Annotated in this window: 20 protein-coding genes; 14 read left to right on the top strand and 6 right to left on the bottom strand. The window is 68.5% G+C overall.

Going from position 1 to position 24234, the window contains the following annotated elements; genetic code table 11:
- Positions 1 to 1149 carry a D-alanine--D-alanine ligase family protein gene (locus AC4EEV_RS02890; RefSeq protein WP_491330104.1) on the top strand — a complete coding sequence of 383 codons (1149 nt, stop codon included), beginning with the start codon at positions 1 to 3 and terminating at the stop codon, positions 1147 to 1149.
- Positions 1150 to 1198: 49 nt separating this feature from the next.
- Here the strand turns inward: AC4EEV_RS02890 and AC4EEV_RS02885 are convergent, their stop codons facing one another.
- Positions 1199 to 1702 (bottom strand): DUF3515 domain-containing protein, encoded by a 504-nt coding sequence (locus AC4EEV_RS02885; RefSeq protein WP_018760029.1) that lies wholly within the window; start codon positions 1700 to 1702, stop codon positions 1199 to 1201.
- 69 nt (positions 1703 to 1771) lie between these two features.
- On the opposite strand from AC4EEV_RS02885, the gene thiL reads away from it, so the two are divergent.
- Genes thiL through rsmD form a run of 4 tightly spaced genes read left to right on the top strand, consistent with a single transcriptional unit; the run spans position 1772 to position 6744 of the window.
- Entirely contained in the window at positions 1772 to 2818 is a 1047-nt protein-coding gene (gene thiL / locus AC4EEV_RS02880) for a thiamine-phosphate kinase (protein WP_018760028.1), read from the top strand.
- Between the two features lie 22 nt (positions 2819 to 2840).
- Entirely contained in the window at positions 2841 to 3827 is a 987-nt protein-coding gene (locus AC4EEV_RS02875) for a DAK2 domain-containing protein (RefSeq protein WP_018760027.1), read from the top strand.
- Positions 3817 to 6087: an ATP-dependent DNA helicase RecG gene (locus tag AC4EEV_RS02870; RefSeq protein WP_133830856.1), complete on the top strand. Its 2271-nt coding sequence runs from the start codon at positions 3817 to 3819 to the stop codon at positions 6085 to 6087. Before AC4EEV_RS02875 ends, AC4EEV_RS02870 begins: the two co-directional genes overlap by 11 nt.
- 42 nt (positions 6088 to 6129) lie before the next feature.
- Complete coding sequence (gene rsmD / locus AC4EEV_RS02865) at positions 6130 to 6744, top strand: 16S rRNA (guanine(966)-N(2))-methyltransferase RsmD (RefSeq protein WP_018760025.1); 615 nt, start codon at positions 6130 to 6132, stop codon at positions 6742 to 6744.
- 9 nt (positions 6745 to 6753) lie between these two features.
- On the opposite strand, the gene AC4EEV_RS02860 is transcribed toward rsmD, so the two are convergent.
- Both AC4EEV_RS02860 and AC4EEV_RS02855 read right to left on the bottom strand, forming a co-directional pair.
- Entirely contained in the window at positions 6754 to 7542 is a 789-nt protein-coding gene (locus AC4EEV_RS02860) for a spermidine synthase (RefSeq protein ID WP_018760024.1), read from the bottom strand.
- Positions 7542 to 8771: an aminotransferase class I/II-fold pyridoxal phosphate-dependent enzyme gene (locus tag AC4EEV_RS02855; protein ID WP_206073903.1), complete on the bottom strand. Its 1230-nt coding sequence runs from the start codon at positions 8769 to 8771 to the stop codon at positions 7542 to 7544. Before AC4EEV_RS02855 ends, AC4EEV_RS02860 begins: the two co-directional genes overlap by 1 nt.
- 43 nt (positions 8772 to 8814) lie before the next feature.
- On the opposite strand from AC4EEV_RS02855, the gene coaD reads away from it, so the two are divergent.
- From coaD to AC4EEV_RS02820, 7 genes are all read left to right on the top strand, one after another.
- A complete protein-coding gene (gene coaD / locus AC4EEV_RS02850; RefSeq protein WP_026264218.1) occupies positions 8815 to 9315 on the top strand; it encodes a pantetheine-phosphate adenylyltransferase in 501 nt (166 codons plus the stop codon).
- Between the two features lie 122 nt (positions 9316 to 9437).
- The gene (locus tag AC4EEV_RS02845) at positions 9438 to 9962 is read left to right on the top strand and encodes a YceD family protein (protein WP_081624091.1); all 525 of its coding nucleotides are present in this window, start codon (positions 9438 to 9440) and stop codon (positions 9960 to 9962) included.
- A 36-nt stretch (positions 9963 to 9998) separates the two neighbouring features.
- The gene (gene rpmF / locus AC4EEV_RS02840; RefSeq protein ID WP_009356569.1) at positions 9999 to 10202 is read left to right on the top strand and encodes a 50S ribosomal protein L32; all 204 of its coding nucleotides are present in this window, start codon (positions 9999 to 10001) and stop codon (positions 10200 to 10202) included.
- A 20-nt stretch (positions 10203 to 10222) separates the two neighbouring features.
- On the top strand, positions 10223 to 10951 hold the full coding sequence (gene rnc / locus AC4EEV_RS02835; protein WP_109045009.1) for a ribonuclease III: 729 nt from the start codon (positions 10223 to 10225) through the stop codon (positions 10949 to 10951).
- A gap of 5 nt (positions 10952 to 10956) precedes the next feature.
- On the top strand, positions 10957 to 11925 hold the full coding sequence (gene mutM, locus AC4EEV_RS02830) for a bifunctional DNA-formamidopyrimidine glycosylase/DNA-(apurinic or apyrimidinic site) lyase (protein WP_491330103.1): 969 nt from the start codon (positions 10957 to 10959) through the stop codon (positions 11923 to 11925).
- Positions 11926 to 12055: 130 nt separating this feature from the next.
- Positions 12056 to 13339 (top strand): MFS transporter, encoded by a 1284-nt coding sequence (locus tag AC4EEV_RS02825; protein ID WP_491330102.1) that lies wholly within the window; start codon positions 12056 to 12058, stop codon positions 13337 to 13339.
- Complete coding sequence (locus tag AC4EEV_RS02820) at positions 13336 to 14346, top strand: TolB-like translocation protein (RefSeq protein WP_285247642.1); 1011 nt, start codon at positions 13336 to 13338, stop codon at positions 14344 to 14346. Before AC4EEV_RS02825 ends, AC4EEV_RS02820 begins: the two co-directional genes overlap by 4 nt.
- Positions 14347 to 14365: 19 nt before the next feature.
- On the opposite strand, the gene AC4EEV_RS02815 is transcribed toward AC4EEV_RS02820, so the two are convergent.
- From AC4EEV_RS02815 to AC4EEV_RS02805, 3 genes are read right to left on the bottom strand one after another with little or no spacing between them, the layout of a single operon-like run.
- Positions 14366 to 15361, bottom strand: a complete 996-nt coding sequence (locus AC4EEV_RS02815; protein ID WP_491330101.1) for an NAD-dependent epimerase/dehydratase family protein — start codon at positions 15359 to 15361, stop codon at positions 14366 to 14368.
- A complete protein-coding gene (locus tag AC4EEV_RS02810) occupies positions 15358 to 18066 on the bottom strand; it encodes an alpha/beta fold hydrolase (RefSeq protein WP_491330839.1) in 2709 nt (902 codons plus the stop codon). The genes AC4EEV_RS02815 and AC4EEV_RS02810 overlap by 4 nt, the downstream gene beginning before the upstream one ends.
- On the bottom strand, positions 18060 to 19082 hold the full coding sequence (locus AC4EEV_RS02805) for a 3-oxoacyl-ACP synthase III (RefSeq protein WP_026264216.1): 1023 nt from the start codon (positions 19080 to 19082) through the stop codon (positions 18060 to 18062). The genes AC4EEV_RS02810 and AC4EEV_RS02805 overlap by 7 nt, the downstream gene beginning before the upstream one ends.
- 227 nt (positions 19083 to 19309) lie before the next feature.
- Here AC4EEV_RS02805 and smc point away from each other — a divergent pair, with 227 nt between their 5' ends.
- Entirely contained in the window at positions 19310 to 22897 is a 3588-nt protein-coding gene (gene smc / locus AC4EEV_RS02800) for a chromosome segregation protein SMC (protein WP_491330100.1), read from the top strand.
- An 83-nt stretch (positions 22898 to 22980) separates the two neighbouring features.
- Entirely contained in the window at positions 22981 to 24186 is a 1206-nt protein-coding gene (gene ftsY, locus AC4EEV_RS02795; protein ID WP_491330099.1) for a signal recognition particle-docking protein FtsY, read from the top strand.
- The last annotated feature ends 48 nt before the right edge of the window (positions 24187 to 24234 follow it).

The following is a 24234-nucleotide window of genomic DNA, read 5'->3' as shown; positions in this document are numbered from 1 at the left end:
ATGTCCCAAGACACACCCACCACAGGGGAAACGGCGAGCAGCAGGAAACCGCGGGTAGCCGTGCTGTTCGGCGGCCGTTCCAGCGAGCACGCCGTAAGTTGCGTGACGGCAGCCGGCGTGCTCGGCGCCATCGACAGGGACAAGTACGAGGTCATCCCGATCGGGATCGCCAAGACCGGGCAATGGGTCCTGGCACCGGCCGATACCGCGAAGTGGTCCCTGGCGGCCTCATCGTTGCCGGAAGTTTCGCCGTCTGCCCAGACCGTGACCCTGGCCGAGATCGGCGGCGAACACCAGTTGATTGTCGCTTCCCCCAACGAAGTACCCCAGGAACTGGGTGCCGTGGACGTCGTCTTCCCGCTCCTGCACGGACCCTTCGGCGAAGACGGCACCATTCAGGGGCTCCTGGAATTGTCGGACACCCGCTACGTCGGCGCCGGTGTCCTGGCTTCCGCCGTCGGCATGGACAAGCACTACATGAAAGTGGTCTTCGAAGCCGCCGGGCTCCGCGTTGGCCCCTACCTGGCGGTCACCGACAGGCAATGGCGCAATGACCCCGAATCCGTCCGCAAACAGGTGGACCGGCTGGGCTTCCCCGTTTTCGTCAAGCCCGCACGCGCTGGCTCATCCATGGGCATTTCCAAAGTGGACTCCCTCGACGAGCTCGACGCCGCGATTGAGGAAGCACGCCGGCACGACCTCAAACTGGTCATCGAGGCCGGAATCGGGGGACGCGAAATTGAGTGTGCGGTCTTGGAAGGCAGGGGAACGGACGCTCCCCGGACCTCCATGCCGGGGGAGATATCAGTCGCCGGCGGCACCCACGAGTTCTATGATTTCAACGCCAAGTACGTCGAGGACGATGCCGCCGCGCTGAGTTGCCCGGCGGACATTCCGGCGGAAGCCATCTCGAGGGTCCGTGAGCTCGCTGCGCTGGCCTTCGAAGCCGTGGGCGCTGAGGGCTTGAGCCGGGTCGACTTCTTCTACACCCCCGACGGCGAGCTGATCATCAATGAGATCAACACCATGCCCGGGTTCACGCCCAAGAGCATGTACCCGCAAATGTGGGCGGCCTCGGGACTTGGCTACGCAGACCTGATCGATGAGCTCATCCACCTGGCGCTGCACCGGAAGACCGGCCTCCGCTGAGGCCTCGGGCTGGACTGCGGGCCCATCCCGGTGGGTGGGCCCGCAGAACCTACTTGCTCTGCGGGAGGTTCTGCAGGTCTTCCTGGCCCACGCAGTTCCGCACCGACGGGACCTTCGCGGCGGCGCCCGCGAGGTCCGCAAGGACGGTTGCGGAGCTGATCTTGTCCGGGTCCATGAGGATCTCGGTGGCCGGTTCCCGGCCGTAAGTGGTCAGCGTCCACACCGGGTCGCCTTCCTTGATGACCCAGTCGACGCCGTTGACGGTCACACAGCGGTCCGTCGTCGGACCCGGTACGTTGACGCCGCAGCGGAGGATGACCAGCGACGGATCACCCCACGCGGCAGTTGCCTGGCTGTTGGTCTTTCGCAGCCGGGAATCGCCGATCGCATCCGGCAGGGCCACCATCATGGGCGCGCAGGCAGGGTTTGCCGCGTCCTTGGCGGCGGTAACGTCGACTGCGGGGGAGCACGCAGTCATGGACAGGGCAACGACTGCCCCAAAAACTGCCATCCTGGTGGCGCGGGCGGTCAGGGGAAGCTGGGGATGGTGCATGGTTCCAGCCTATCGCCGCCGGCGCCCCCGCCAGGACACGATGTCGGCCGGTCGCGGTAGCGTAGTGGCGTGCCTGAAGACCTCCGAAACCGCGTTGACCGCCAGCCCACCGTCGCGGGCCTTTCCGAATCAGACCTGCTGGCCCGGATCTTCCCGCGCCTGCGGATGGCGGGCTCCCACACGGCAAGCACGCTGCTGGGCCCTGGAGACGATGCCGCCATCGTCGCTGCCCCGGACGGCAGGGCCGTGGTCAGCATCGACACCCAAGTCCAGGACCAGGATTTCCGCCTCCTCTGGCCCAACGGCTACCGCACCACAGGATTCGACGTCGGGTGGAAAGCCGCCGCACAGAACCTCAGCGACATCAACGCGATGGGTGCCACCGCCACCTCGATGGTGGTCAGCCTCACCCTGCCGGTGGACACGCCTGTCAGCTGGGTGGAAGACCTGGCGGACGGCCTGAGAGCCGGAATCCAGGCCCTCGGAGCCACCGGGTGTTCCGTTGCCGGCGGGGACCTGGGCCGAGGCCGCGAAATTTCCGTGACGGTCGCCGTCCTGGGATCGCTCGACGGCGGCCGGGCTGTCCTGCGTTCCGGGGCCCGGCCGGGAGACATCCTGGCCTTGGCGGGAACCGTCGGGCACGCCGCTGCCGGCCTGGCCCTGCTGGAATCCGGCATCGCCGCGGACACCCTCGGCCCCGCCGAACGGATCTACCCCGAGCTGCAGTGCCGGCCCCGGCCGCCCCTGTGGGCGGGACCGGCTGCACGGGCGGCGGGGGCGACTGCCATGCTTGATATCTCGGACGGACTCCTGCGGGACGGGCACCGGCTGGCGGCCGCCAGCAACGTCGCCGTTGACCTCGATCCCGCCCGGCTGGCGCACCTTGCCGAACTGCTGCGCCCGGCCGCGACCCTCCTGGACGCGGACCCGGCACCCTGGGTGCTGGCCGGCGGCGAGGACCACGGCCTGCTGGCCACTTTCCCGGCCGGTATTCAGCTGCCACCCGGATTCACTGCGATAGGCTCGGTACATGCACTCGGAACCGACGAAGGCCCGGGCGTCCTGATAGCGGGCCGGGCCGCGGACACCGGGGGATGGGATCACTTTGCACACTAAGGTTGCCGCCAACGCGCTGGCGATGAAGAGGTGGCTGGGCAAGGCGGAAACGGCCCTGGGCAACCACAGCGACCGGCTCAACGCCATCAACATCTTCCCGGTGGCCGACGGCGATACCGGTACCAACCTCTACCTCACCGTTCGCGCCGCAGCCCGCTCGCTGGTGCTCGCCGACGACCAGCCCGCCCCGGTGGACGTCGGTGAAGTCCTCGCCACGGCAGGGCAGGCGGCCATGGAGGAAGCCCGGGGAAACTCCGGCACCCTCTTCTCCGTGTTCCTGTGCGCAGCGGCCGAGCCCCTGGCCGGCCACACCAGGGTGACGTCCACGCTCCTGTCGGCCGCACTGAACCGCGCCCAGATCCGCGCCTGGTCCGCCCTCAGCGATCCCGTCCCCGGAACCATGCTTTCCGTCATGGAAGCAGCCGCCCGCGCCGCGGCCGCCGTGGACGCGGCCCAGGACGGGGACGACAGCAACCACGCGCTGGGCCTTGCCCTGGACGCCGCGGTGGAGGGGGCCCTGGCAGCGGTGATCCACACCGAAGAGCAGCTCGATGCCCTGCAGTCCGCCCACGTCGTCGATGCCGGCGGGGTGGGAATGCTGCTCATCCTGGACTGCCTGCGCTCGGCGGTCCTGGGCGAGGAACTGCAGAACGAACTCCTCGACGGCCTGCACGGCTACGACGTCTCCGATCCCCACATCCACACCGCCATGCCCGACGCCGACGGCGTGGAAGTCATGTGCACCATCAGCCTGTCGCCGCTGGACGCCGCCACCCTCCGGCAGCGCCTGGACGAAATCGGCGAGTCCGTCATCATGAGCCAGGTGGGCGGCGGAGTTGACCCGGACGGGAAGTACCGGTGGCGGGTGCATGTGCACGTGCCGCACCCGGACCAGGCCGTCGCCGTCATCAGGTCCCTGGGCGAGCCGTCCCAGATCAGCGTCAGCGAACTTGCGCTGCCCCGGGACCCGGACATGGACGCAGTGAACACCGGCGGGCATGAACGCTGAGCTCGACCTGGCCCTGGAGCGGCGCATCGGCAAGCGCTCGGCAGCGGTCATTGAGAAACACCTCGGGATCACCACCGTGGACGGACTCCTGAATTACTTCCCGCGCCGTTACATGAGCCGCGGTGAGCTGACCCCCATCAGTGAGCTGCCGCTGGACGAGGACGTCACCCTGATCGCCCGGGTGCTGTCCAGCAGCACGCGCACCATGCAGGCCCGCCGGGGAACCATCACCGACGTCATCGTCTCCGACGACGACGGTCAGCAGGGGCTCCGGCTGGTGGGCGGCCGGGACTTCCGCGGAAAGGTGCCCGGAACCCTCAAAATCAGCTTCTTTAACGGGTACAAAGCCAAAACAGAACTCCTGCAGGGGCGGCGGGCCCTGTTTTCCGGGAAGGTCACCAGTTTCAAGGGACAACTGGGCCTGACAAACCCCGATTTCCAGCTGGTGGACGAAGATCCGTTCACCGACAGTGGCCAGGACCCGGAGAAACTCGCCGCCATGCCCATCCCGGTGTACCCGGCAACCGCCAAGCTTCCCAGCTGGAAGATCCAGAAGACCATCGCCACGCTCCTGGAGACACTCGACCTCGACGCCCTGCCGGACCCGGTGCCAACCGAGGTTTCCGCCCGTGAAGGGTTTCTGCCGGTGTCCCGCGCCTACCGGTTGATCCACGTACCCGAGTCCGCCGACGACTGGCGCAGGGCCCGGGACCGCCTCCGCTACCACGAGGCCTTGGTGCTGCAGTCAGCGCTGGCGCGGCGCCGCGCCCAGCTCGCTGCCGAGGAAGCCACGGCCCGCCGCCCGGTGGGCGACGGCCTCCTGGCCGCCTTCGACGCCAACCTGCCGTTCACGCTCACAGCCGGCCAATCCGCCGTCGGCCAAACCCTCGCCGCGGAACTGGCGCGCGACACCCCCATGAACCGGCTGCTGCAGGGCGAGGTCGGCTCGGGCAAGACCGTCGTGGCGCTGCGTGCCATGCTGCAGGTCATCGACGCCGGCGGGCAGGCCGCGCTCCTGGCCCCTACCGAAGTGCTCGCGGCCCAGCATTATGACTCCATCCGGCGCAGCCTTGGCGCGCTGTCCGGCGACGGCCTGCTGGGCGGTCTGGCCGGCGGAAGCGGCGTTTCCGTGCAGGTCACTCTGCTGACCGGCTCCATGCCCACCGCGGCACGCAGGCAAGCCATGCTGGATGCCGCCTCCGGGACGGCCGGAATCATCATCGGCACCCACGCGCTCCTGGGTGACAACGTCTCCTTCTACGACCTCGGACTCATCGTAGTGGACGAGCAGCACCGTTTCGGCGTGGAGCAGCGCGACGCCCTGCGGGCCAAGGCGCGCAAGCCCCCGCACCTGCTGGTCATGACAGCCACCCCCATCCCGCGGACCGTTGCCATGACGGTTTTCGGGGACCTGGAGACGTCAACCCTCAGCGAACTGCCCAAAGGCCGGGCCCCGATCACCACCCACCTCGTGGGCCTCGCGGAGAATCCCGCCTGGGCGGCGCGGATCTGGGCGCGCGCCCGCGAGGAGATCGATGCCGGGCGCCAGGTGTACGTGGTCTGTCCCAAGATCGGGACAGACGACGACGGCGACTTCAGCCCCGGCGAAGCCGCACCCCCGGGGGCGGAGGGAGAGGAAGGGCGGGAGCTTGCGTCCGTCACCGCTGTCGTGGAGCATTTGCTGGCCGAGCCGTCCCTTGCAGGGGTGCCGCTTGCCCCGCTGCACGGACGCCAGGAGCCGGAGCTGAAGACGGAGACGATGGCCGGCTTCACCGCCAACCGCATCAAGCTGCTCGTCTCCACCACCGTGATCGAAGTGGGCGTGGATGTGCACAACGCCACCCTGATGGTCATCCTGGACGCCGACAGGTTTGGGATCTCGCAGCTGCACCAGCTCCGCGGGCGCGTCGGCCGTGGCGGACTGCCCGGCACCTGCCTGCTGGTCACCGCCCTGGAGCCGGGGCATCCCAGCCGGCGGCGGCTGGAAGCCGTGGTGGCCACCACGGACGGGTTCGTCCTCTCGCAGGAAGACCTCAAGCTGCGCCGCGAAGGCGATATCCTGGGCGCTTCCCAGTCCGGCGGACGTTCCACCCTTAAACTCCTGCGCGTCCTCGAACACGAAGACGTCATCGCCCGGGCAAGGGAAGACGCCCAGCACATCGTCGGCGGGGACCCGTTGCTGGCGGGCCACCCCGAACTCGCCGACGCCATCGAGAAGTACCTCAACCCCGAGAAGGAGGCGTTCCTTGAACGCGGTTAGCACGGCAGGGCCCCAGGGCGCGGACGGACGGCGGCGGCCGCGATGACACGGATAATCTCCGGCGCCGCGGGCGGTACCCCGCTGAACGCGGTCCCGGGTTCCTTGACCCGGCCCACCACCGACCGCGTCAAGGAAGCGCTGTTCTCCCGGCTCGACGCTTTTGGCGTGATCTCGGGAGCCAGGGTTCTGGACCTGTACGCGGGCTCCGGATCCCTGGGGGTGGAAAGTGCCAGCAGGGGAGCGCAGTCCGTGGATTTGGTGGAGTCCGACGCCAAGGCCAGCGCGGTGTGCCAGCGCAATGCGGACCTCATCGACGGCGTGCTTGGCCGCAAGACCGTCAGCGTGCACCGGGCCAGGGTGGAGCCCTTCCTTGACCGCGCGCCCGGCAACGCTGCCTGGGACCTCGTGTTCCTGGACCCGCCCTATCCCCTGGAGGAAGCGGCGCTGGCCGCGGTGCTCCAAAAGCTCGCCGGCCACCTGGCGGCAGGGGCTGTGGTGGTGGTGGAGCGGTCCTCGCGTTCTCCGGAGCCCGAGTGGCCCGATGGGATGGCACGGTTTGCGGACAAGAAGTACGGCGAGACCCGGTTGTGGTTCGCCGAGCCGTCGGTGCCCGATGCCATCTCCGCCGACGACCTGCCGGACGGGACCGAGGGGTAGGGCCTGGCCTTAGGCCGAGAAGGGGTCCAGGTCCACGCCGGACAGGACCCGGGCAGGGTGGGGGCCACGGGCCGCCAGCTCTGTTGTCCACGACCCCGGCCAGGGGCCCTGCGTTCCTGCCAGGATGACGTTTCCCGGGTACCGTGCCTCGAACATTCCGGCTTCCCCGAATGCGGCAACATCGGCCATGGCCTCGCGCATGGCCGCCACCTGGCTCCTGACCAGCGTGAGGGCGGGCTCGTCGCCCACATTGACGATCAGCACCCCGTCCGGGCTCAGCCGTCCCCGCGCCTCCCGGTAGAAACCACTGGACGCGATGTGGGCAGGCGCCTCCGGCCCGGAAAAGATGTCCAGGATGACGACGTCGAATGCCAGTCCCGGGGCCAGCGTGCCTAGTGCCTCCCGGGCATCGCCGATCATCGTGGTCAGGTCCGTGCCTTCGGGCAGGGGCAGGTGCCGCAGGACAAAGTCCAGCAGTTCGCGTTCCAGCTCCACCGCGTACTGCGGTGAGCCGGGCCGGGTGGCCTGGATGTAGCGTGCAAGGGTCAGCGCACCGGCGCCCAAGTGCAGGGCTTTCACCGGTTCCCCTGACGGTGCGGCGAGATCCACCAGGTGGCCGATCCTGCGCAGGTATTCGTAGAAAATCTCGTCGGGCCGGCTGAGGTTGACATGGGACTGTTCCGCCCCGCCGATGCTGAGCACATAGCCGCCGTCCGTGAACGTGTCCGGTTCGATGGTGGCGTGCTGTCCGGTGGTCCGCAGGAACCGGCTCGCAGGTCCCGCGACGCCGCCGGACATCAGAGCCTGCCGCGGAGCGTTGCCAGCCGTGAGGCGGCCTCCTCCAGGACATCGGTCTTCTTGCAGAAGGCGAAGCGCAGCAGGCTTCTTGTCCGTTCCGCACCCTCGGGGTGGCAGAACACGGGGACCGGGATGGCGGCAACTCCCACCAACGCCGGCAGGCGCCGGGCGAGGTCCAGGGCATCGGTGATGCCGAGCGGTGCGGTGTCCACGTTGACGAAGTAGGTGCCGCGGGGCGTGAAGACATCGAACCCGGCGTCCCTGAGTCCCGCGCTGAGGATGTCCCGTTTTTTCTCCAGGGTGGCCGCAATGCCGTGGAAGAAAGCGTCCGGCTGGCCCAGGCCCGTGGCGATTGCCGCCTGGAACGGGGTCCCGGAACTGTAGGTGAGGAATTGCTTCACGGTACGCACCGCGGCCACCAGGTCCTCCGGCCCGGTGAGCCAGCCCACCTTCCATCCCGTCAGTGAGAACGTCTTCCCCGCGGAGGAGATGGTGATGGTGATCCCGGCGGCCCCGGGCAGCGTTGCCACCGGGATATGGGGGACGCCGAACGTCAGGTGCTCGTACACCTCGTCGGTGACGATGATGCTTCCGTGCTTGGCTGCAAGGTCCACGACGCGCTGCAGCACGGCTTCCGGAAAAACGGCGCCGGTGGGATTGTGCGGGTTGTTCAGCAGGACCACCCGGGTGCGGTCGCTGAATGCCGATTCCAGGGCGGAGAGGTCGGGCATGAAGTCCGGCGCGGCCAGCGGCACGGTCACATGGGTGGCGCCCGTGAGGCCGATGACCGCACCGTAGGAGTCATAGAAGGGTTCGAACGTCAGGACTTCGTCGCCGGGCCCGGCGAACGCCAGCAGCGAGGCAGCGATGCCTTCGGTGGCCCCGGTGGTGATGATGACCTCCGTGGCGGGATCGGGCGTCAACCCGTAGAAGCGTTCCTGGTGCGCGGCCACCGCCTCGCGGAGTTCGGGGATGCCTCTGCCGGGTGCGTACTGGTTGGCTCCGGCGGCGATGGCCGCACGCGCCGCCTCCCTGATCTCCAGCGGCCCGTCCTCGTCCGGGAAGCCCTGGCCCAGGTTGATGGCACCGGTCCGGACGGCAAGGGTGGTCATCTCTTCGAAGATGGTGACCCCCAGTCCGCCGTCGGGCGCCAGCAGGTTGGCGCCGAGCGCGGTCCGCTGCCAGGGAGCAGGTGCCAGGGGCGTGGAATGTTCCCGTGGAGGATGCATCCAGTCATGGTATCCCGGCCTTTCCATGGGGTAGGTTCGGAGCATGAGACGCGCTGTGTGCCCCGGATCCTTCGACCCCATCCACAACGGCCATCTCGAAGTCATTGCCAGGGCTGCCGGCCTTTTTGATGAGGTCATCGTGGCCATCTCCACCAACTACGCCAAGAAGTACATGTTCACCTTGGAAGAGCGGCTGGACATGGCGCGTGAGACGTTGGCTTCGCTCAAGGGGATCGTGGTGGAGCCTGTCGGCGCGGGACTCCTGGCGGAATACTGCCGCCACCGTGGGGTGTCCGCCATCGTCAAAGGGCTGCGCTCGTCGTCGGATTTTGACTACGAGCTGCCCATGGCGACGATGAACCGGCAGCTGAGCGGGGTGGAAACGGTGTTCCTCCCGGCGGAAGCCAGCTACGTCCACTTGTCGTCCACCCTGATCAAGGAGGTGGCGGCACTGGGCGGGAGCGTCTCCGATTACGTGCCCCGCTCGGTGCACCGCCGCCTGGTGACCGGCGAGCCTGGCCCGGATCAGCAGCCAAGACGGTAGGCTGGATGGGTACTTCGGCGCCGCCGCATGCCGGTTTGAGTCACCATGGCTCTTCAGGCTAAGATGGTACGTCGGTCATATGTTCAACAGGAGTTCTCATTAAAAGAGATGCTGGTTCGCCCCTGGCGTTCGACGTCAAGGACCTCGGGCGCAGCCCGGGAAGCATGCGGACACTGAAGGAACATGTACCCGCACCGGGTGATCTTGGTGTGGCGCTCATTGGTGTTCAGGAAGGCTCGGATGTCGAGCTCGACCTGAGGCTTGAGGCCGTACACGAAGGAATTCTGGTATCAGGAACTGCAGCCGTCGAAGTAACCGGCGAATGCGGCCGATGCCTGGATCCCCTTGCGTATGACCTTGAGGTCAATGTGCAAGAACTTTTCTTCTATGAAGGCGCTGAGCTTTCGGACGGAGAAGAAGATGAAGAGCAACGTCGAGTCGAGCACGATGTAATCGATCTTGAACCGGTGTTGCGGGACGCGGTTGTCACCAACCTGCCGTTCCAGCCGGTGTGCCGGGAAGACTGCCAGGGCCTTTGCTCCGAATGCGGAGTTCGCCTGGAAGACGAGCCGGGGCACCACCACGAGGTCCTGGATCCTCGCTGGGCTGCCCTAGCTGATATGGCTAAGCCTGACCGGCAAAATTGATTTGTACGTGTTTGTCTAGAGAGAAATGAGTTAGCCGTGGCTGTTCCCAAGCGGAAAATGTCTCGCTCGAATACCCGCGCCCGCCGCTCGCAGTGGAAGGCGACCGCCCCCCACCTGGTGAAGACCGTTGAGAACGGCCAGGTCACCTACAGCCTGCCGCACCAGGCAAAGGTCGTTACCGACTCTGCTGGCACCGCGCTGTTCCTTGAGTACAAGGGCCGCAAGGTCGCTGACGTCTAATCGGCCCAACAGGCTGACTGATGTCGTCAACTGAAGAGCTTCTGAAGCGTCTCGGTGTCTCTATTGACGCCGGGACGCTTCGTCTTGCGCTCACCCACCGTTCGTATGCCTACGAGAATGGCGGCATACCCACCAACGAGCGGCTCGAGTTCCTGGGGGACTCCATCCTGGGCTTCTCCGTGACCGATGCCCTGTACCGGGACAACCCGGACCTGCCCGAAGGCGAGCTCGCCAAGCGCCGGTCCGCCGTCGTCAGCACCCGTGCCCTGGCCGGCATTGGACGCAGCCTGGGCATTGGCGAATACATCTACCTGGGGCAGGGCGAAAAGCTCACCCACGGGAAGAACAAGGCCTCTATCCTCGCGGACACCATGGAGGCCCTGATCGGCGCCACCTACGTCTCCAACGATATCGAGACCGCCCGCCAGCTGGTTATGCGGCTGATCGGCCCGATGCTGAAGGATGCCGCCGTCCTGGGCGCCGGAACCGACTGGAAAACCAGCATCCAGGAACTGGCTGCCAGCCGGCAGCTCGGAAGCATCCACTACGCCGTGGACGGCTCGGGTCCGGACCACGCCCGCACGTTCACTGCCGTCCTGAACATCGGCGGCAACGCCTACGGCAAGGGCTCCGGGCACTCCAAAAAGGAAGCCGAGCAGGAAGCGGCGGCCGACGCCTGGCGGGTGCTTTCCGGGGCTGAAGCCCACGATGCCGCTGGTACGTCCGCCGGCTCCGCAGCTGCGAAGTAGACTCCGTGCCGGAACTGCCCGAGGTTGAGGTGGTGCGCCGCGGACTGGTTCGCTGGGTCCGCGGCAGGACCATCCAAACCGTCGACGTCCTGGACCCGCGCTCCATCCGCCGGCACGCCCTTGGGGCCGGGGACTTCATCGGCAACCTTGAGGGCGCCACAGTGTCCGACGTCGTCCGACGCGGCAAATTCCTGTGGCTGCCGCTGACGGACAACGACATGGCCGGGCCGGGACACGCCGAACAGCACCAGGCACCGGCGGTGGCACTGATGGCCCACTTGGGGATGAGCGGCCAGCTGTTGATGCAGGGCCCCGGCGTTCCCGACGAAAAACACCTCAAAGTACGGCTGGGGCTCAGTCCACGTGAGGGTATGCCGGACCAGCTGCGGTTCGTTGACCAACGGATCTTCGGCGGCCTTTTTGTTACTGCCCTGGTGCCTACGGAGGACGGCGGCCCCGGCGGTCTCGCCGAATCGCCGCTTCCGTTGATCGCAGCGGAGGCAGCCCATATTGCCCGGGACCCGCTGGACCCCGCATTCTCCTTCGACCTCTTCTACCAACGCCTCCGGAAACGCAAAACCGGGCTCAAACGGGCACTCCTGGATCAGGGGCTGGTGTCCGGGATCGGCAACATCTACGCCGACGAAGCCCTGTGGCGCGCAAAACTTCACTACGCGCGGGCCACCGACACGCTCCGCCGCGCCGAGGCCCAGCGGGTCCTGGACAGCGCCCGGGAGGTGATGCTGGACGCCCTGGCGGCCGGGGGCACCAGCTTCGACTCCCTGTACGTCAACGTCAACGGAGCCTCCGGCTACTTCGACAGGTCCCTCAACGCTTACGGACGCCAGGGCGAGCCCTGCAAACGCTGTGCCGCAGCGGGAATCCAGTCGATCATCCGGCGCGAGCAGTTCATGAACCGCTCGTCCCACACGTGCCCGGTCTGCCAGCCCCGGCCGCGGAACGGCCGCTGGTAGGTTTCCACAACAGGTCTGCGGATTCTTCGGTACCCGCGGCTGCGGGCCGGCTGCAAGACTGTCTGCACGAACTTCGGGTGGGGCCCGCTGCACGCGCACCGCTTCCCGCCCCGGGAAGGACAGGCAGCCCTTGTACATCTCGATCTCGGACCGCAAAGGCGGCCAACAGGACCAGGCCGGCGCCGGTCCTGCCTCGGTCCACCCGGCTTTCCGGTTGTCCCCGGTGATCATCTGGCTGGGCGTGGTCAGCATGATGACGGACATATCGTCCGAGTCCGTCGCCGCCATCCTCCCGCTCTACGTCACGGGCTACCTGGGGCTGTCCACCATCGCATTCGGTGTCATCGACGGAATAAACCAGGGCGCCAGCGCCATCGTGCGGATCGGCGCGGGCTGGGTGTCCGACCGCACCGGCCATCCCAAGTACGTGGCAGCTGCCGGCTACGGGCTGTCCATGCTGGCGCGGGCGGGGTTCCTCGTGGCCGGGGGCTTCTGGGCCCTTGCCGGCATCGTCACCGGCGACAGGATCGGCAAAGGAATCCGCACGGCGCCACGGGATGCCATGATCGCGGCGGAGGCCCAGCCGGAGTACCTGGCGCGCTCCTTCGGCATCCACCGGATGCTGGACAACATCGGGGCGGCCGCCGGCCCGCTCATCGCGTTCCTGGTCCTGATGCTGATCCCCAATGGCTTCAGCACCGTCTTTGGCGTCTCACTCGCCTTCGCCGTGATCGGCGTCGCGGTGCTTCTCCTGGTGGTGCCGGGCCGGCTCCAGCGGCGGCGGCAACACCCCGGCCGGTCCAGGCCGGTCGTCAGCTGGAATCTGTTGCGGTGGTCGCGCCTGCGGGAACCGGGCCTGGCCCGCCCCATGGCCGCCGCCGGCTTGTTGGGCGTCCTCACCATCGGCGACGGCTTCATCTACCTCCTCCTCCAGCACCGTGAGTCCTTCGCCATCCAGTGGTTCCCGCTGCTGTTCGTGGGCACCAACGCCGCCTTCCTGCTGTTCGCCGTGCCGGTCGGCAGGATCGCGGACCGGTGGGGGAGAGTACCGGTCTTCCTGGCCGGCCACGGTGCCTTGTTGGCCTGCTACCTGCTGGCCGGGCTGCCAACTGCAGGGATCCCCGCCACCATCGGTTGTTTGCTGCTCCTGGGGCTCTTCTACGCGGCAACTGACGGTGTCCTGGCGGCGCTTGTCAGCCAGCTGGCACCACCCGAAAGGCTGGGCACCGCCCTGGGCACCGCACAGACGGTGGTGGCCGTCAGCCGGATGGCGGCCGCATCCGGATTTGGCGTCCTCTGGTTCGCGGCCGGGCCGGGCATGGCCGTTGCCATCGCGACTGCGTTGCTGGCGGCAGCCATCGCGGGAGCAGCGTTGCTGTTCCGCGGCAGCACCGCAGCGGTGCCCGCCTCGTGAGGAAGCGGCTGCTCTTTCTTCTTGCGGTCGTCATAGCCACACTTGGCGCCGCAGGTGCCCAGGCGTTCACCGCCTACCAGCAGTCAAGCGCGAGCCGGCAGGCCGCCCCGGACGTGCAGGTTGCCTCCGCCGGTGCGTTGCCGTCCGGCCCCTTCGTGCTGTTCAGGAACACGGCCCCCGGCCAAGGGTTCGGGGAGGCAGCCACGGCGGCCCTGTCTGAACCAAACGGCCGGCGGACCCTCCTGGGCAAGGCCTGCGACAGGGTCTACGCGGCCCGGAACCTGGTCAGCTGCCTGGAGACCAGGAACGGGATGCCCACCTCCTTCGAGGCTTCAACCTATGACAGGTCGCTGGTGCAGCAGGGGACGTGGGCACTCGGCGGGATTCCCAACAGGACACGGGTCAGTGCGGATGGTTCCCTGGTGGCAACCACCGTCTTCGTCTCCGGCCATTCCTATGCGTCGTCGAGTTTTTCAACGCAAACGCTGATTGGCCCGGCGGACGGAAGCAGCCATACCAACCTCGAGGACTACGCCCTGATGGACCATGGCGCACGGATCAAGGCCACCGACAGGAATATTTGGGGCGTGACCTTCAGCCCTGGCAAGCCGAATGAGTTCTATGCCACCGCCTCGTCGCAGGGCAATATCTGGCTGGTCCACGGGGATATCGCCGCCCGGACGCTCACCATCGCCGCCTCCGGCGTCGAGTGCCCTTCGGTCTCTCCCGACGGGCAACGGATCGCCTTCAAGAAGAGCACATCGGGAACCCTGGCAGGAGCCCGGCAGCCCGCCGTCCTCGAGCTGGCCACCGGGAACGTCACCGTCCTGGGTGAGCAACGGGACCTGGACGACCAAATCGAGTGGCTTGACAACGGCACCATCCTGTACGGGATGCCCAGGGAAGGGGCGGGCCCGGACAGCGATATCTGGTCGCTGTCCCTGGAACCCGGTGCGGCACCCCGGCTGTTCATCGAGCATGCCTGGTCGCCCGCCGTCGTCCGCTGACAAGGCGGCTCCGCGGCCCTCAGGTGCGCCGCGGGCCGGCCGTTGAACCTGGCTGGTAGTAGCCGGCCAGCCGCGCCAGACCCTCGTCCAGCGATACCTCCGGGGTCCAGTCCAGGAGCCTCCGGGTTCCTCGCTGGTCGAACCAGTGGGCCGTGGACAGCTGCTCGGCAAGGAAGGCCGTCATGGGAGGTTCCTCCTGGCGGCCAAACCGGAGCCAGGCCCGTTCCACCACCGAGCCGGCAATCCGCGCAAGCCTGCCGGGCACGGACCACGACGGAGCCGGCACTCCGCCGGCAGCGCAGATGCCTGCCAGCAGCTCCCCGACAGGCCGGGGTTCCCCGTTCGTGACCACCAGGGCCTTGCCGTGGACGTGCCCCATGCGGTCCAGTGCCGCCACGATGGCGGCCGCCGCATTGTCAATGAACGTGGTGTCGATCAGGGCAGCGCCGGCATCGAGCAGTGGCAGCCGGCCCCGCGCGGCCCGCTCCAGCACACGCTCCACCAACTGGGTGTCTCCCGGACCCCATACGACGTGCGGGCGCACCGCGGTGGTGCGGAAGTCCTGGGTGTCCGCTGCGAGGGCCAGCAGTTCGGCGCGGGCCTTGGTGCGCGCGTAGTTCCCATGCGCGTGCCCGGGGTCCGCCGGTTCGGCGCCCTGCCCGGCGATTGCGGCGCCCGTGTTGGCCACGGAGGGGGATGACACGTACACCAGGTCCCGCACCCCGGCTTCGCGGGCGGCGTCAAGCAGGCGCCGGGTTCCCTGGACGTTCACCTCGTCAAAGTCCGCTGCACGGCCGGTGAAGGAAACCTTGGCGGCAAGGTGGACCACCGCGGCCATGTCCCGTACCGCGTCCCGGACCGCTGCATCGTCGGTGAGGGAGCCGCAACGGTCCTCGGCGCCGTCGACCCTGGAGGGACGCCGCTGGAAGGTGGCCACGGCGTGGCCCCGGCGTACCAGCAAAGCGGCCACCTCCCGGCCCAGGAGCCCGCTCGCGCCGGTGACCAGGACCTTCATGGCGTTCCCGGACGGCCGCCGGCGAGCACCTTCGCCGCCCAGAGGGACAGGCGGGTCCGGTCGATTTTGGCGTTGTGGCGGATATCTGTGGGCTGGGCGGGCACCACCAGGACGGCTGCAACGGACACGCCGGCTGCGGCCGCCGCCGCACGCACCCGTGCGGCCAGGTGGGGATCAGCGGGACCGGCCTTGCGGACGGCCGGCACGGTTTCCACGACCGCGACGACGGCCTGGGTCCCCACCGGTCCCACTCCCACGACGGCGGCCATTCGGACACTGTCCAGGGATTCGATGGCCTGTTCGGGGCCCACCGGCGTTACCACCGACCCCGGAGCCGTCACGATGTGTGCCAGGCGCCCTTCCACCCACAGCCGGCCCTCGGCGTCGAAGTGCCCCACGTCCCCGGTGCGGTGCCAGCCGGCCGCGGCCGCGCTCGCCTGCTGGGTGAGCCAGAGCCGGTCGTAGGACTCCTTGACATGCGGGGCGCTGACCAGGATCTCCCCGGTGACACAGGGCGCCGTCACGGGCTCGGCCCCGGGACTGGTGCCGTCGCCGGGAACGGTGCCGTCCGCGGCCAGCGGGAGGATGGCAACCCGGGCGCCATGGACGGGCAGGCCCACGCAAACCCCGTTGCCGGCCCCCGCTACGTTCCCGGTACCGGCGGCGCGGATTTGTTCGAGGCTGATGTCGGTGACGGGAAGGGCTTCGGTCATTCCGTACGGCGTGTGCAGCGAGGCCCGGGGCAGCAGCCGCTGCACCCCGGCGAGCAGGGGTTCCGGAACCGGGGCGCCGGCGGAGAGCAGCAGTTCGACGCGGGACAACGCCGCGGCGTCGCCGGTGGTGAGGCCGTCTTGGGTGGCCAGGACGTTGCGCAGTGCCGCAGGGGAGGCGAAGACCACCGTTGCGTCAACAGCCGCGGCCGCTCGGGCGAGGGCACGTGCCGTCAAGGTTCGGGGGGCCGTGACGTCCATGGCGGGCGTCACCGAGACGGCGCCCAGGGCCGGCCCCAGCAGGGCGAACGGTGCGAAGCCCGCCACCAGCCGGTCACCCGGATGGATCCCGAAGGTTTCCGTCACGGTGTCGCGCATCGCTGCCAGCTGCCGGTGCGTGTAGACGACGCCTTTTGCGGGTCCGGTGGAACCGGACGTGAACAGGACGGCTGCGGGCTGGTCCGGGTCCGGCCCGTCGGCGGTGCGGTGTCCACTGCGGGCACCTGCCCGTGCCAAGGCGGTGAGGGACGTTTCCACCCCAAGGATGCGGCGGCGCGCGGCGGGCAGGTCGTGCACGCTGACGAGCCTGGCAGCCCAGCCGAGGGCGCGGGCTGCCGCCAGTGCCCTGTCGATCCCGACCAGGACATCCGGGGTGGCACCCTTTACGGCACGGCTGAGCCCCCTGGTGCCCAGGCCGGCGTCGGCCACCACCACCACGGCTCCCAGGCGCAGGCAGGCATAGAGCGCCACCGTGAGGTCCACGCCGGGAGGGACCATCAGGCTCACGCGGCTTCCGCTGCCGACGCCCATACCGGCGAGCCCGGCCGATACGTCGGCAACGTTTTTTTCCAGTTCTGCCCAGGTGAGCGAGCGGCCGGCGCTGCCGTCGGGCGCCATCTCGGAAATGGCGGTCCCGGTACCGGAAGGACCGGCTGACAGTTCACCGAGGAGTGCCCAGAGGGGGCGGAACGTGTCCTGCGCGGCGGGGACGGGGTGGCCCTGTCCGGTGCCCTGCGTCCCGGCACTGCCGGCCGCCCCGGTTCCGTCCGTCCCGGCACCGCTGCCGGCGATGTTGGCGGTGAGCCAGTCGAAGACGGCCGGTGCGATGTCCCGGTCTTCCGCGAGCAGGTGTCCGGCGCCCTCGTAGCGGTGCACCTTGGCTGCGGGTATCCGTTGGATGAGGTCCTTGAGGTACCGGTCGGAGAAGATCGGGTCCCGCGGGCCCCACAACATCAGGACGGGGACGTCCAGGCCGCGCAGGCCCTCGGCCACACGCGCCAGCTCCGGATGGCTGGGATGGGATGCGTCCACGGGGATATCGGCGACGAAGTTTCCCACGCCCTCACGGCGGGAAGCCCCACGGTAGGGGGCCATGTAGGCATCGCGGATGTCCGCGGGCAGCGGCGGGCTGGCGAGCGAGTGCGTCACCCGCAGGAAAGCGTCCGACGTCGTGGTTCCCCACTTGTGCACGGCGGGGTGAAGCGCCAGGCGCAGGGCGGCCGGGATCCGGGAACTGCCGGGTTGGTGGACGGCGGTGTTGGTGAGGACCACGCCGGCGAGCTGGTGCTGGTGGGCCAGGGCCCATCCGAGGCTGATCACGCCGCCCCAGTCGTGGCCGGCGGTGACCACCGGACCGTGCAGGCCCAGCGCATCGGTGAGGTCGCCGAGGTCCCTGATCCTGTCGGCGAGGCGGCGGAACACACCGGTGCGTTCGGAGAAGCCCATATCCAGTTGGTCCACCGCCACCACGCGCCAGGGATGGACCGGATCGGTTCCGGCGGCCAGGAAACTCCGCCAGAGGTAGGACCAGGTGGGGTTGCCGTGCACGCACAGCAGGGTTCCGGCCGGGGCCAGGCCCAGCCGCTCCAGTTGCGGGCCGTTATCGAGCACATGCCAGCGGCGTACCGTGCCTGCCGGGTCCGCGGCCGCGGTGGACGGAACGTCGATCAGGCGCGACCATTCGGCGTCCACGCCCGGCCAGGCCGCGGTCACCAGACGATTTCCAGCATTGCGGTGTTCAGGCCCGAACCGACGCCCATGCACAGGACCCGGTCACCGCTTCCCAGGGTCTGCGTCTCGGCGGCCAGCGTCATCGGCAACGACGCGGGGCCCACGTTGCCCCAGTGCGGGAAGGTGATGGGTACCTTGTCCGGATCAAGGTCGATCGCGTTGATGATCGCCTGGGTATAGGCGTTGCTCACCTGGTGCGTGACGTAGCGGTCCATCTCCGCCCAGTCCCACTCCGGCTGGGCCTCATGCCAGGCATCGACCACCAGTTGCAGGCCGCCGTCGAGCAAGCCCTTGGTGTCGGTGGCCATGCCGTCGATGCCGCCCACGCAGAGTTCGTGGTGCTCGGTGCCGGCCCGCATTACGCCGCCCACGATCCGGTGGGCGCCCGGGTGCTGGTCCGCCGGACCCAGGACGGCGGCGGCCGCCCCGGAACCGAGCGTCAGGGTGGCGAATTCCCGGTTGAAATCGTCACGCGTCGTTTCGGGGCGCTGCAGCCGGGCAAGCGTGGCTTCCTGGGTCAGCTGGGCATCCTCGCCGTTAACGATCACTGCGTACCGGATCTGGCCGGAATCGATCATGTTGGCGGCCAGGGTCAGGGCGTTGACGAACCCCAGGCAGGCATTGGCGAGGTCGAAGTTCATGGCCGACGACGGCAGGCTGAGTCCGTGATGGATCTTCACCGCAACGGATGGTTCCAGGTTCCGCCGCGTCACTGACGTGTTGATCAGCAGGCCCACCTCCGACGCTTCGATGCCCGCCTCGGCCAAAGCTTTGGCGCCGGCTTCGATGGCAGCATCATCGAAGGAGGTCCCCGCGGCCCACCAGCGGCGGTGCGTGATACCGGCCACGCGCTCGAGCAGCCGCGGCGGAAACTTCAGCCTCTGCAGGGTGGAGGCCAGTTTGCGGTCGAAATCCGTGGAGCTGACGATCCGCGGAGCCTCGACGCTGCTTACGGAAAGCAGCGCGGTATTGCTGTGCCGGAAGGTTGCGTTACCTGCCAATTCAAGCCCCTCTTCGTTTTTGTCCTGCAGCCACGCGGTGACTGTACCCACATCAGTGCAGGCCCAAGAGCTTAACTATGCCTTTGCTGCGCCCGATCATGCATATTGGCCGGGGGCGCCGCCGCCGGCCGCGGAGTGCTGGACGGGAAATGTCGCTCCTGCGCAGTAGATTATAGGGAGCCGGTTCCAGCATCGTTCCCTACCCCCGCCAGGAGACCAGGAAAGCCTTGCACCTCAAAAGCCTCACCGTCCGGGGGTTCAAGTCCTTTGCGTCGGCCACCACCTTCGACTTCGAACCCGGCGTCACCGCCGTCGTGGGTCCCAACGGCTCCGGCAAGTCCAACGTGGTTGATGCCCTGGCCTGGGTGATGGGCGAGCAAGGGGCCAAGACGCTTCGCGGCGGCAAGATGGAGGACGTTATCTTCGCCGGGACGTCCGGCCGGCCGCCGCTGGGACGCGCCCACGTCTCGCTGACCATCGACAACACCGACGGCGCCCTGCCCATCGAATACAGCGAAGTGACCATTTCGCGGACCCTGTTCCGGACGGGAGGTTCCGAGTACGCCATCAACGGAGCCGGTTGCCGGTTGCTGGACATCCAGGAATTGCTGTCCGATTCCGGGCTGGGCCGGGAAATGCACGTCATTGTGGGCCAAGGGCAGCTGGACCGGGTCCTGTACGCCACCCCGGAGGACCGGCGCGGATTTATCGAAGAGGCGGCCGGCATCCTCAAGCACCGGCGGCGCAAGGAGCGGACGGTCCGCAAACTGGAGGCGATGCAGGCCAACCTCCAGCGGCTGACGGACCTCACAGGGGAGATCCGGCGCCAGCTCACGCCGCTTGGCAAGCAGGCGGAAGTGGCCCGCCGCGCCCAGCGTGTCCAGTTCGATGTCCGGGACGCCCGGGCACGCCTCCTGGCCGATGACCTTGTCCAGCTCCAGCAGGCCCTGGAACAGGACGTGGCCGACGAAGCCGCGCTCAAGGCCCGGCGGACCGCCGTCGAACAGGAACTTGAAGCCGGCCGCAGGCAGCAGGCCGCGCTGGAACAGCTTGCAGCGGAGGCCACCCCCCGGCTCAACGCTGCCCGCGACACCTGGTACCGGCTCTCCACCGCCCGGGAACGGCTCCGTTCCTTGGGTACCCTGGCCACCGAACGGAGCCGCCTGCTGGGCTCCGACGACGCCCCGGCACCGTCCGGGCGGGACCCGGAACAACTGGAACGCCAAGCCGCGCGGGTGCGGCAGGAGGTGGCCGAACTCGAAGCGGACATCGTGCGCCGTCGCGGAGTCCTGGACGCCGCAAGCACGGCGAAGGCCGACGCCGAACAGGCTGCGCGCGCCGAGGACCAGCGGCTCACCGCGCAGTTGAGGGCGGCCGCTGACCGCCGGGAAGGCCTGGCGCGCCTCGCCGGGCAGGTCGCAGCGGCACGGTCCCGGGTGGAGTCAGCCCAGGCGGAGCTGGGCCGGCTCCGCGAATCCCTTGCCGCCGGCACCGAACGGCGTGCCAAGGCACAATCCGAATTCACGGCCCTGGAAAACCAGGTGGCGGGAGTGGAGGAGGGAGAGGAGTCCCTCGACGCCGAGTACGAGGCCGCCAGTGACGTGCTCGATGCGGTGCTGGGCGACATCGCCGGCCTCAAGACCGCAGTCAACGAAGGAATTCGCAAACGCGATGCCCTCGTCGCGCGCCTGGACGCCCTGAAACTCGGCCTTGACCGCAAGGACGGCGCCCGGCACGCGCTGGAGTCCGGTCTTCCGGGCATCCGGGGCAGCCTCGCCGCCGCACTCACCGTGCACGCCGGGTTCGAGGCCGCGATCGCTGCTGCACTGGGGCAGGCGTCGGATGCTGTCCTCGTCCACGACGCCGGCACGGCGGCCGCGGTCCTGCAGGCCCTAAAAGACGACGACGGCGGCCGCGCGGCCCTCCTCCTGGCGTCCGCGGACGTGGACCAGCCACAAGACGCCCCGGACCTGGAGCTTCCCGGCGAGGCCCGGTGGGCTGCCGGACTGGTGGACGGCCCGGCGGTGGAGGTCTCCCTGGTACGGCACCTGCTGTCCGGAACCGTCGTCGTCCCCGGCATGGACGCGGCGGCGGCGCTCGTGGCCTCCCAGCCCGGCCTGACGGCCGTCACCCGGGAGGGCGACGTGTTCACCGCCGTCTCGGCCACTGGCGGTTCGGCCAAAGCACCATCCCTCCTGGAGGTTCAGGCGGCCGTAGACGACGCCGGGCGTGAGCTGTCGGCCGTGACGGCGGACCTGGAGCGGAACAGGTTCGCCCTGGCCGCCGCCGAGGCCCGGCGCGCCGCGGCGCAGGAGGCTGCGGACGCTGCCCTGGACCGGCTGCATGAATCCGATGCCCGGCTCGCCGCCGTCGCCGAACGCCTGGGGCACCTCAATTCGGTCCTGCGCAGCGCCGTCGGAGAAAGCGACCGACTGGCAGCCTCCCTGGCCCGCGCCGAAGAGAACGTGGCCGCCGAGGAAGAGGCGCTCGCAGCCATCACCGCCCGGCTCGCGGCGGCCCAGGAAGCTCCCGTCGAGCAGGAACCCTCCACCGAACACCGCGATGAGCTGGCGGGAGCCGCGTCGGCCGCCCGCGCCGCCGAGGTTGAAGCACGGTTGTCCCTGCGCAGCGCCGAGGAGCAACTTGCAGCCACCGGCAACCGGGCAGCCTCCCTGGACCGCGCGGCCGCCACGGAGCGCCGGGCACGGGAGGAAGCGGCCGAACGCGCGCGGCGCCGCCGCATCCAGGCCCGGCGGGCCGCAGCCGTTTCCGCGGGCGTGGAGATGGCCCTTGGCTATGTGGATGTCTCCGTCGAGCTCGCCAGGCACGAACGCGACCTCGCAGAGGAGAACCGGGAGCTGCGGGACCGCGGGCTCCGGGACATCCGCGAATCCAACGACGCCCTGGCCCTCGAACTGGCGGACCTCACAGACAATGTGCACCGCGACGAACTTGCCCGGGCCCAGCAGCGGGCCAGGATCGAGGCGGTGGAAACCCGTTCCGTGGACGAACTGGGCATCACGCCGGAGGCCTTGGTCGCGGAGTTCGGACCGCACGTCCCCGTGCCGGTCCCGGCGGAAGAGTCCGGCGACAAATGGGCTGCCCTTCGTGCTCCTGTCGATGCCGGTGGCGAGGAGATCCGCGAAGGCAAACCCTACGTGCGGCAGGAACAGGAGAAGCGGCTGCGGAGGGCCGAACGGGACCTCGCAAGCCTGGGCAAGGTCAACCCGCTGGCGCTGGAGGAGTTCGCGGCGCTGGAGGAGCGGCACCAGTTCCTCAGCACCCAGCTGGAAGACCTCAAAGCGTCCCGCCGGGACCTGCTCGATATCATCAAAGAGGTGGATGACCGGGTGCAACGGGTGTTCGCGGAAGCCTTCGAGGACACCCAGGCCCAGTTCGTCAGGGTCTTCGAGCGGCTGTTCCCGGGCGGCGAGGGGCGCCTGGTCCTCACCGACCCCGCCGACATGCTGACCACCGGCATTGACGTGGAGGCCCGTCCGGCCGGCAAGAAGATCAAGCGGCTCTCCCTGCTCTCCGGCGGCGAACGCTCACTCACCGCGGTGGCCCTGTTGGTGGCCATTTTCAAGGCCCGGCCGTCCCCGTTCTACGTCATGGACGAGGTGGAGGCGGCGCTGGACGACACCAACCTGGGGCGCCTGATCACCATCTTCGAGGAGCTCCGGGAGTCCAGCCAGCTGATCGTCATCACCCACCAAAAGCGGACCATGGAAGTGGCGGACGCGCTCTACGGCGTCACCATGAGGGGCGACGGCGTCTCCACCGTCATCAGCCAGCGGCTCGGGGCCGAGGTATAGCAGCCGCACCTCCGGCATCAGAGCAGGTCAGGCGCCCTGCCGGGGGCCCGGACCGGGCGGACCCTGTATGAGAAGCTAGGGGAGTGAATGACATCCTTCCCATTGTCCTATCCATCCTTGCTGCCGTGGTGGTCATCGGCGCGCTGATCCCGGTCCTGATCAAGACGCGGAGGAACATCACCCGCTACCCGGACACCCGGGACGCGAACGATCCCGAGGTCCGCTCCGGGGGCGGCACGGCAGTGGATGACAGCACCGGAACCATCGAACGCGGGACCCCCGGCGGTGCCGGCACCGACGTTGTTGACACCACCACCGTCCCGGACGATGCCGCCGGACTCGAAACCATTCCGGTCGAAACACCGCTGCCGGTCGCAGGGCGCCTTACCCGGCTGCGGGAACGGCTGGTCCGCTCCAACAACATCATGGGTAAGGGCCTGCTGGCACTGCTGTCCAGCGACCGGATCGACGAGAGCGTTTGGGACGAGGTGGAGGAAACACTCCTGCTCGCTGACCTGGGCACCGAACCCACCATGCAGCTGGTGGATGCACTCCGCGAGCGGGTCAAGGTCCTCGGCACCAGGACCCCCGAACACGTCAAAGCCATGCTCCGCGAAGAACTCATCAAACTGGTCGACCCCACCATGGACCGCAGCCTGAACGTGGAGCGGCATGGGGACAAGCCCGCCGTCATGATGGTGGTGGGCGTCAACGGCGTCGGAAAGACCACCACCGTAGGCAAGCTCGCGCGGGTCCTGGTGGCCGAGGACAAGGACGTCCTGCTCGGCGCAGCGGACACCTTCCGGGCCGCCGCCGCCGAGCAGTTGGCAACCTGGGGCCAGCGGGTGGGCGTTCCCACCGTGAAGTCCGACATCGACGGCGCCGATCCTGCGTCGGTCGCCTACGAAGCGGTGAAGGCAGGCATCGAGCAGGAAGTCGACGTTGTCATGATCGATACCGCCGGGCGCCTGCAGAACAAGGTGGGCCTGATGGACGAACTGGGCAAGGTCAAGCGCGTGGTGGAGAAGCTGGCCGAGGTGGACGAGGTCCTGCTGGTGCTGGACGCCACCACCGGCCAGAACGGCCTGAACCAGGCCAGGGTCTTCTCCGAGGTGGTCAACATCACCGGCATCGTGCTGACCAAACTGGATGGAACAGCCAAGGGCGGCATCGTCGTCGCCATCCAGCGGGCGCTCGGCGTGCCCGTCAAACTCGTGGGCCTGGGCGAAGGCGCCGACGACCTCGCCCCGTTCGATACCGAAAGCTTTGTTGACGCCCTGCTGAACTAGCTGCCCGCCCACTGGCTCGCATTTGTTGTCGTTTTGAGGGCTCACAAC

This window comes from Pseudarthrobacter sp. MOO14, assembly GCF_058267675.1.
This window is presented reverse-complemented; position numbering and strand designations above follow the sequence as displayed.

Coding starts and splice junctions, on each gene's coding strand:
- AC4EEV_RS02860 (WP_018760024.1), bottom strand. CDS start 7,542: ATGTCCGGCGGCGTCGCGGGACCTGCGAGCCGGTTCCTGCGGACCACC.
- AC4EEV_RS02890 (WP_491330104.1), top strand. CDS start 1: ATGTCCCAAGACACACCCACCACAGGGGAAACGGCGAGCAGCAGGAAA.
- AC4EEV_RS02815 (WP_491330101.1), bottom strand. CDS start 15,361: ATGAAGGTCCTGGTCACCGGCGCGAGCGGGCTCCTGGGCCGGGAGGTG.
- rnc (WP_109045009.1), top strand. CDS start 10,223: ATGTCGTCAACTGAAGAGCTTCTGAAGCGTCTCGGTGTCTCTATTGAC.
- AC4EEV_RS02875 (WP_018760027.1), top strand. CDS start 2,841: ATGAAGAGGTGGCTGGGCAAGGCGGAAACGGCCCTGGGCAACCACAGC.
- AC4EEV_RS02870 (WP_133830856.1), top strand. CDS start 3,817: ATGAACGCTGAGCTCGACCTGGCCCTGGAGCGGCGCATCGGCAAGCGC.
- AC4EEV_RS02855 (WP_206073903.1), bottom strand. CDS start 8,771: ATGCATCCTCCACGGGAACATTCCACGCCCCTGGCACCTGCTCCCTGG.
- coaD (WP_026264218.1), top strand. CDS start 8,815: ATGAGACGCGCTGTGTGCCCCGGATCCTTCGACCCCATCCACAACGGC.
- AC4EEV_RS02885 (WP_018760029.1), bottom strand. CDS start 1,702: ATGCACCATCCCCAGCTTCCCCTGACCGCCCGCGCCACCAGGATGGCA.
- rsmD (WP_018760025.1), top strand. CDS start 6,130: ATGACACGGATAATCTCCGGCGCCGCGGGCGGTACCCCGCTGAACGCG.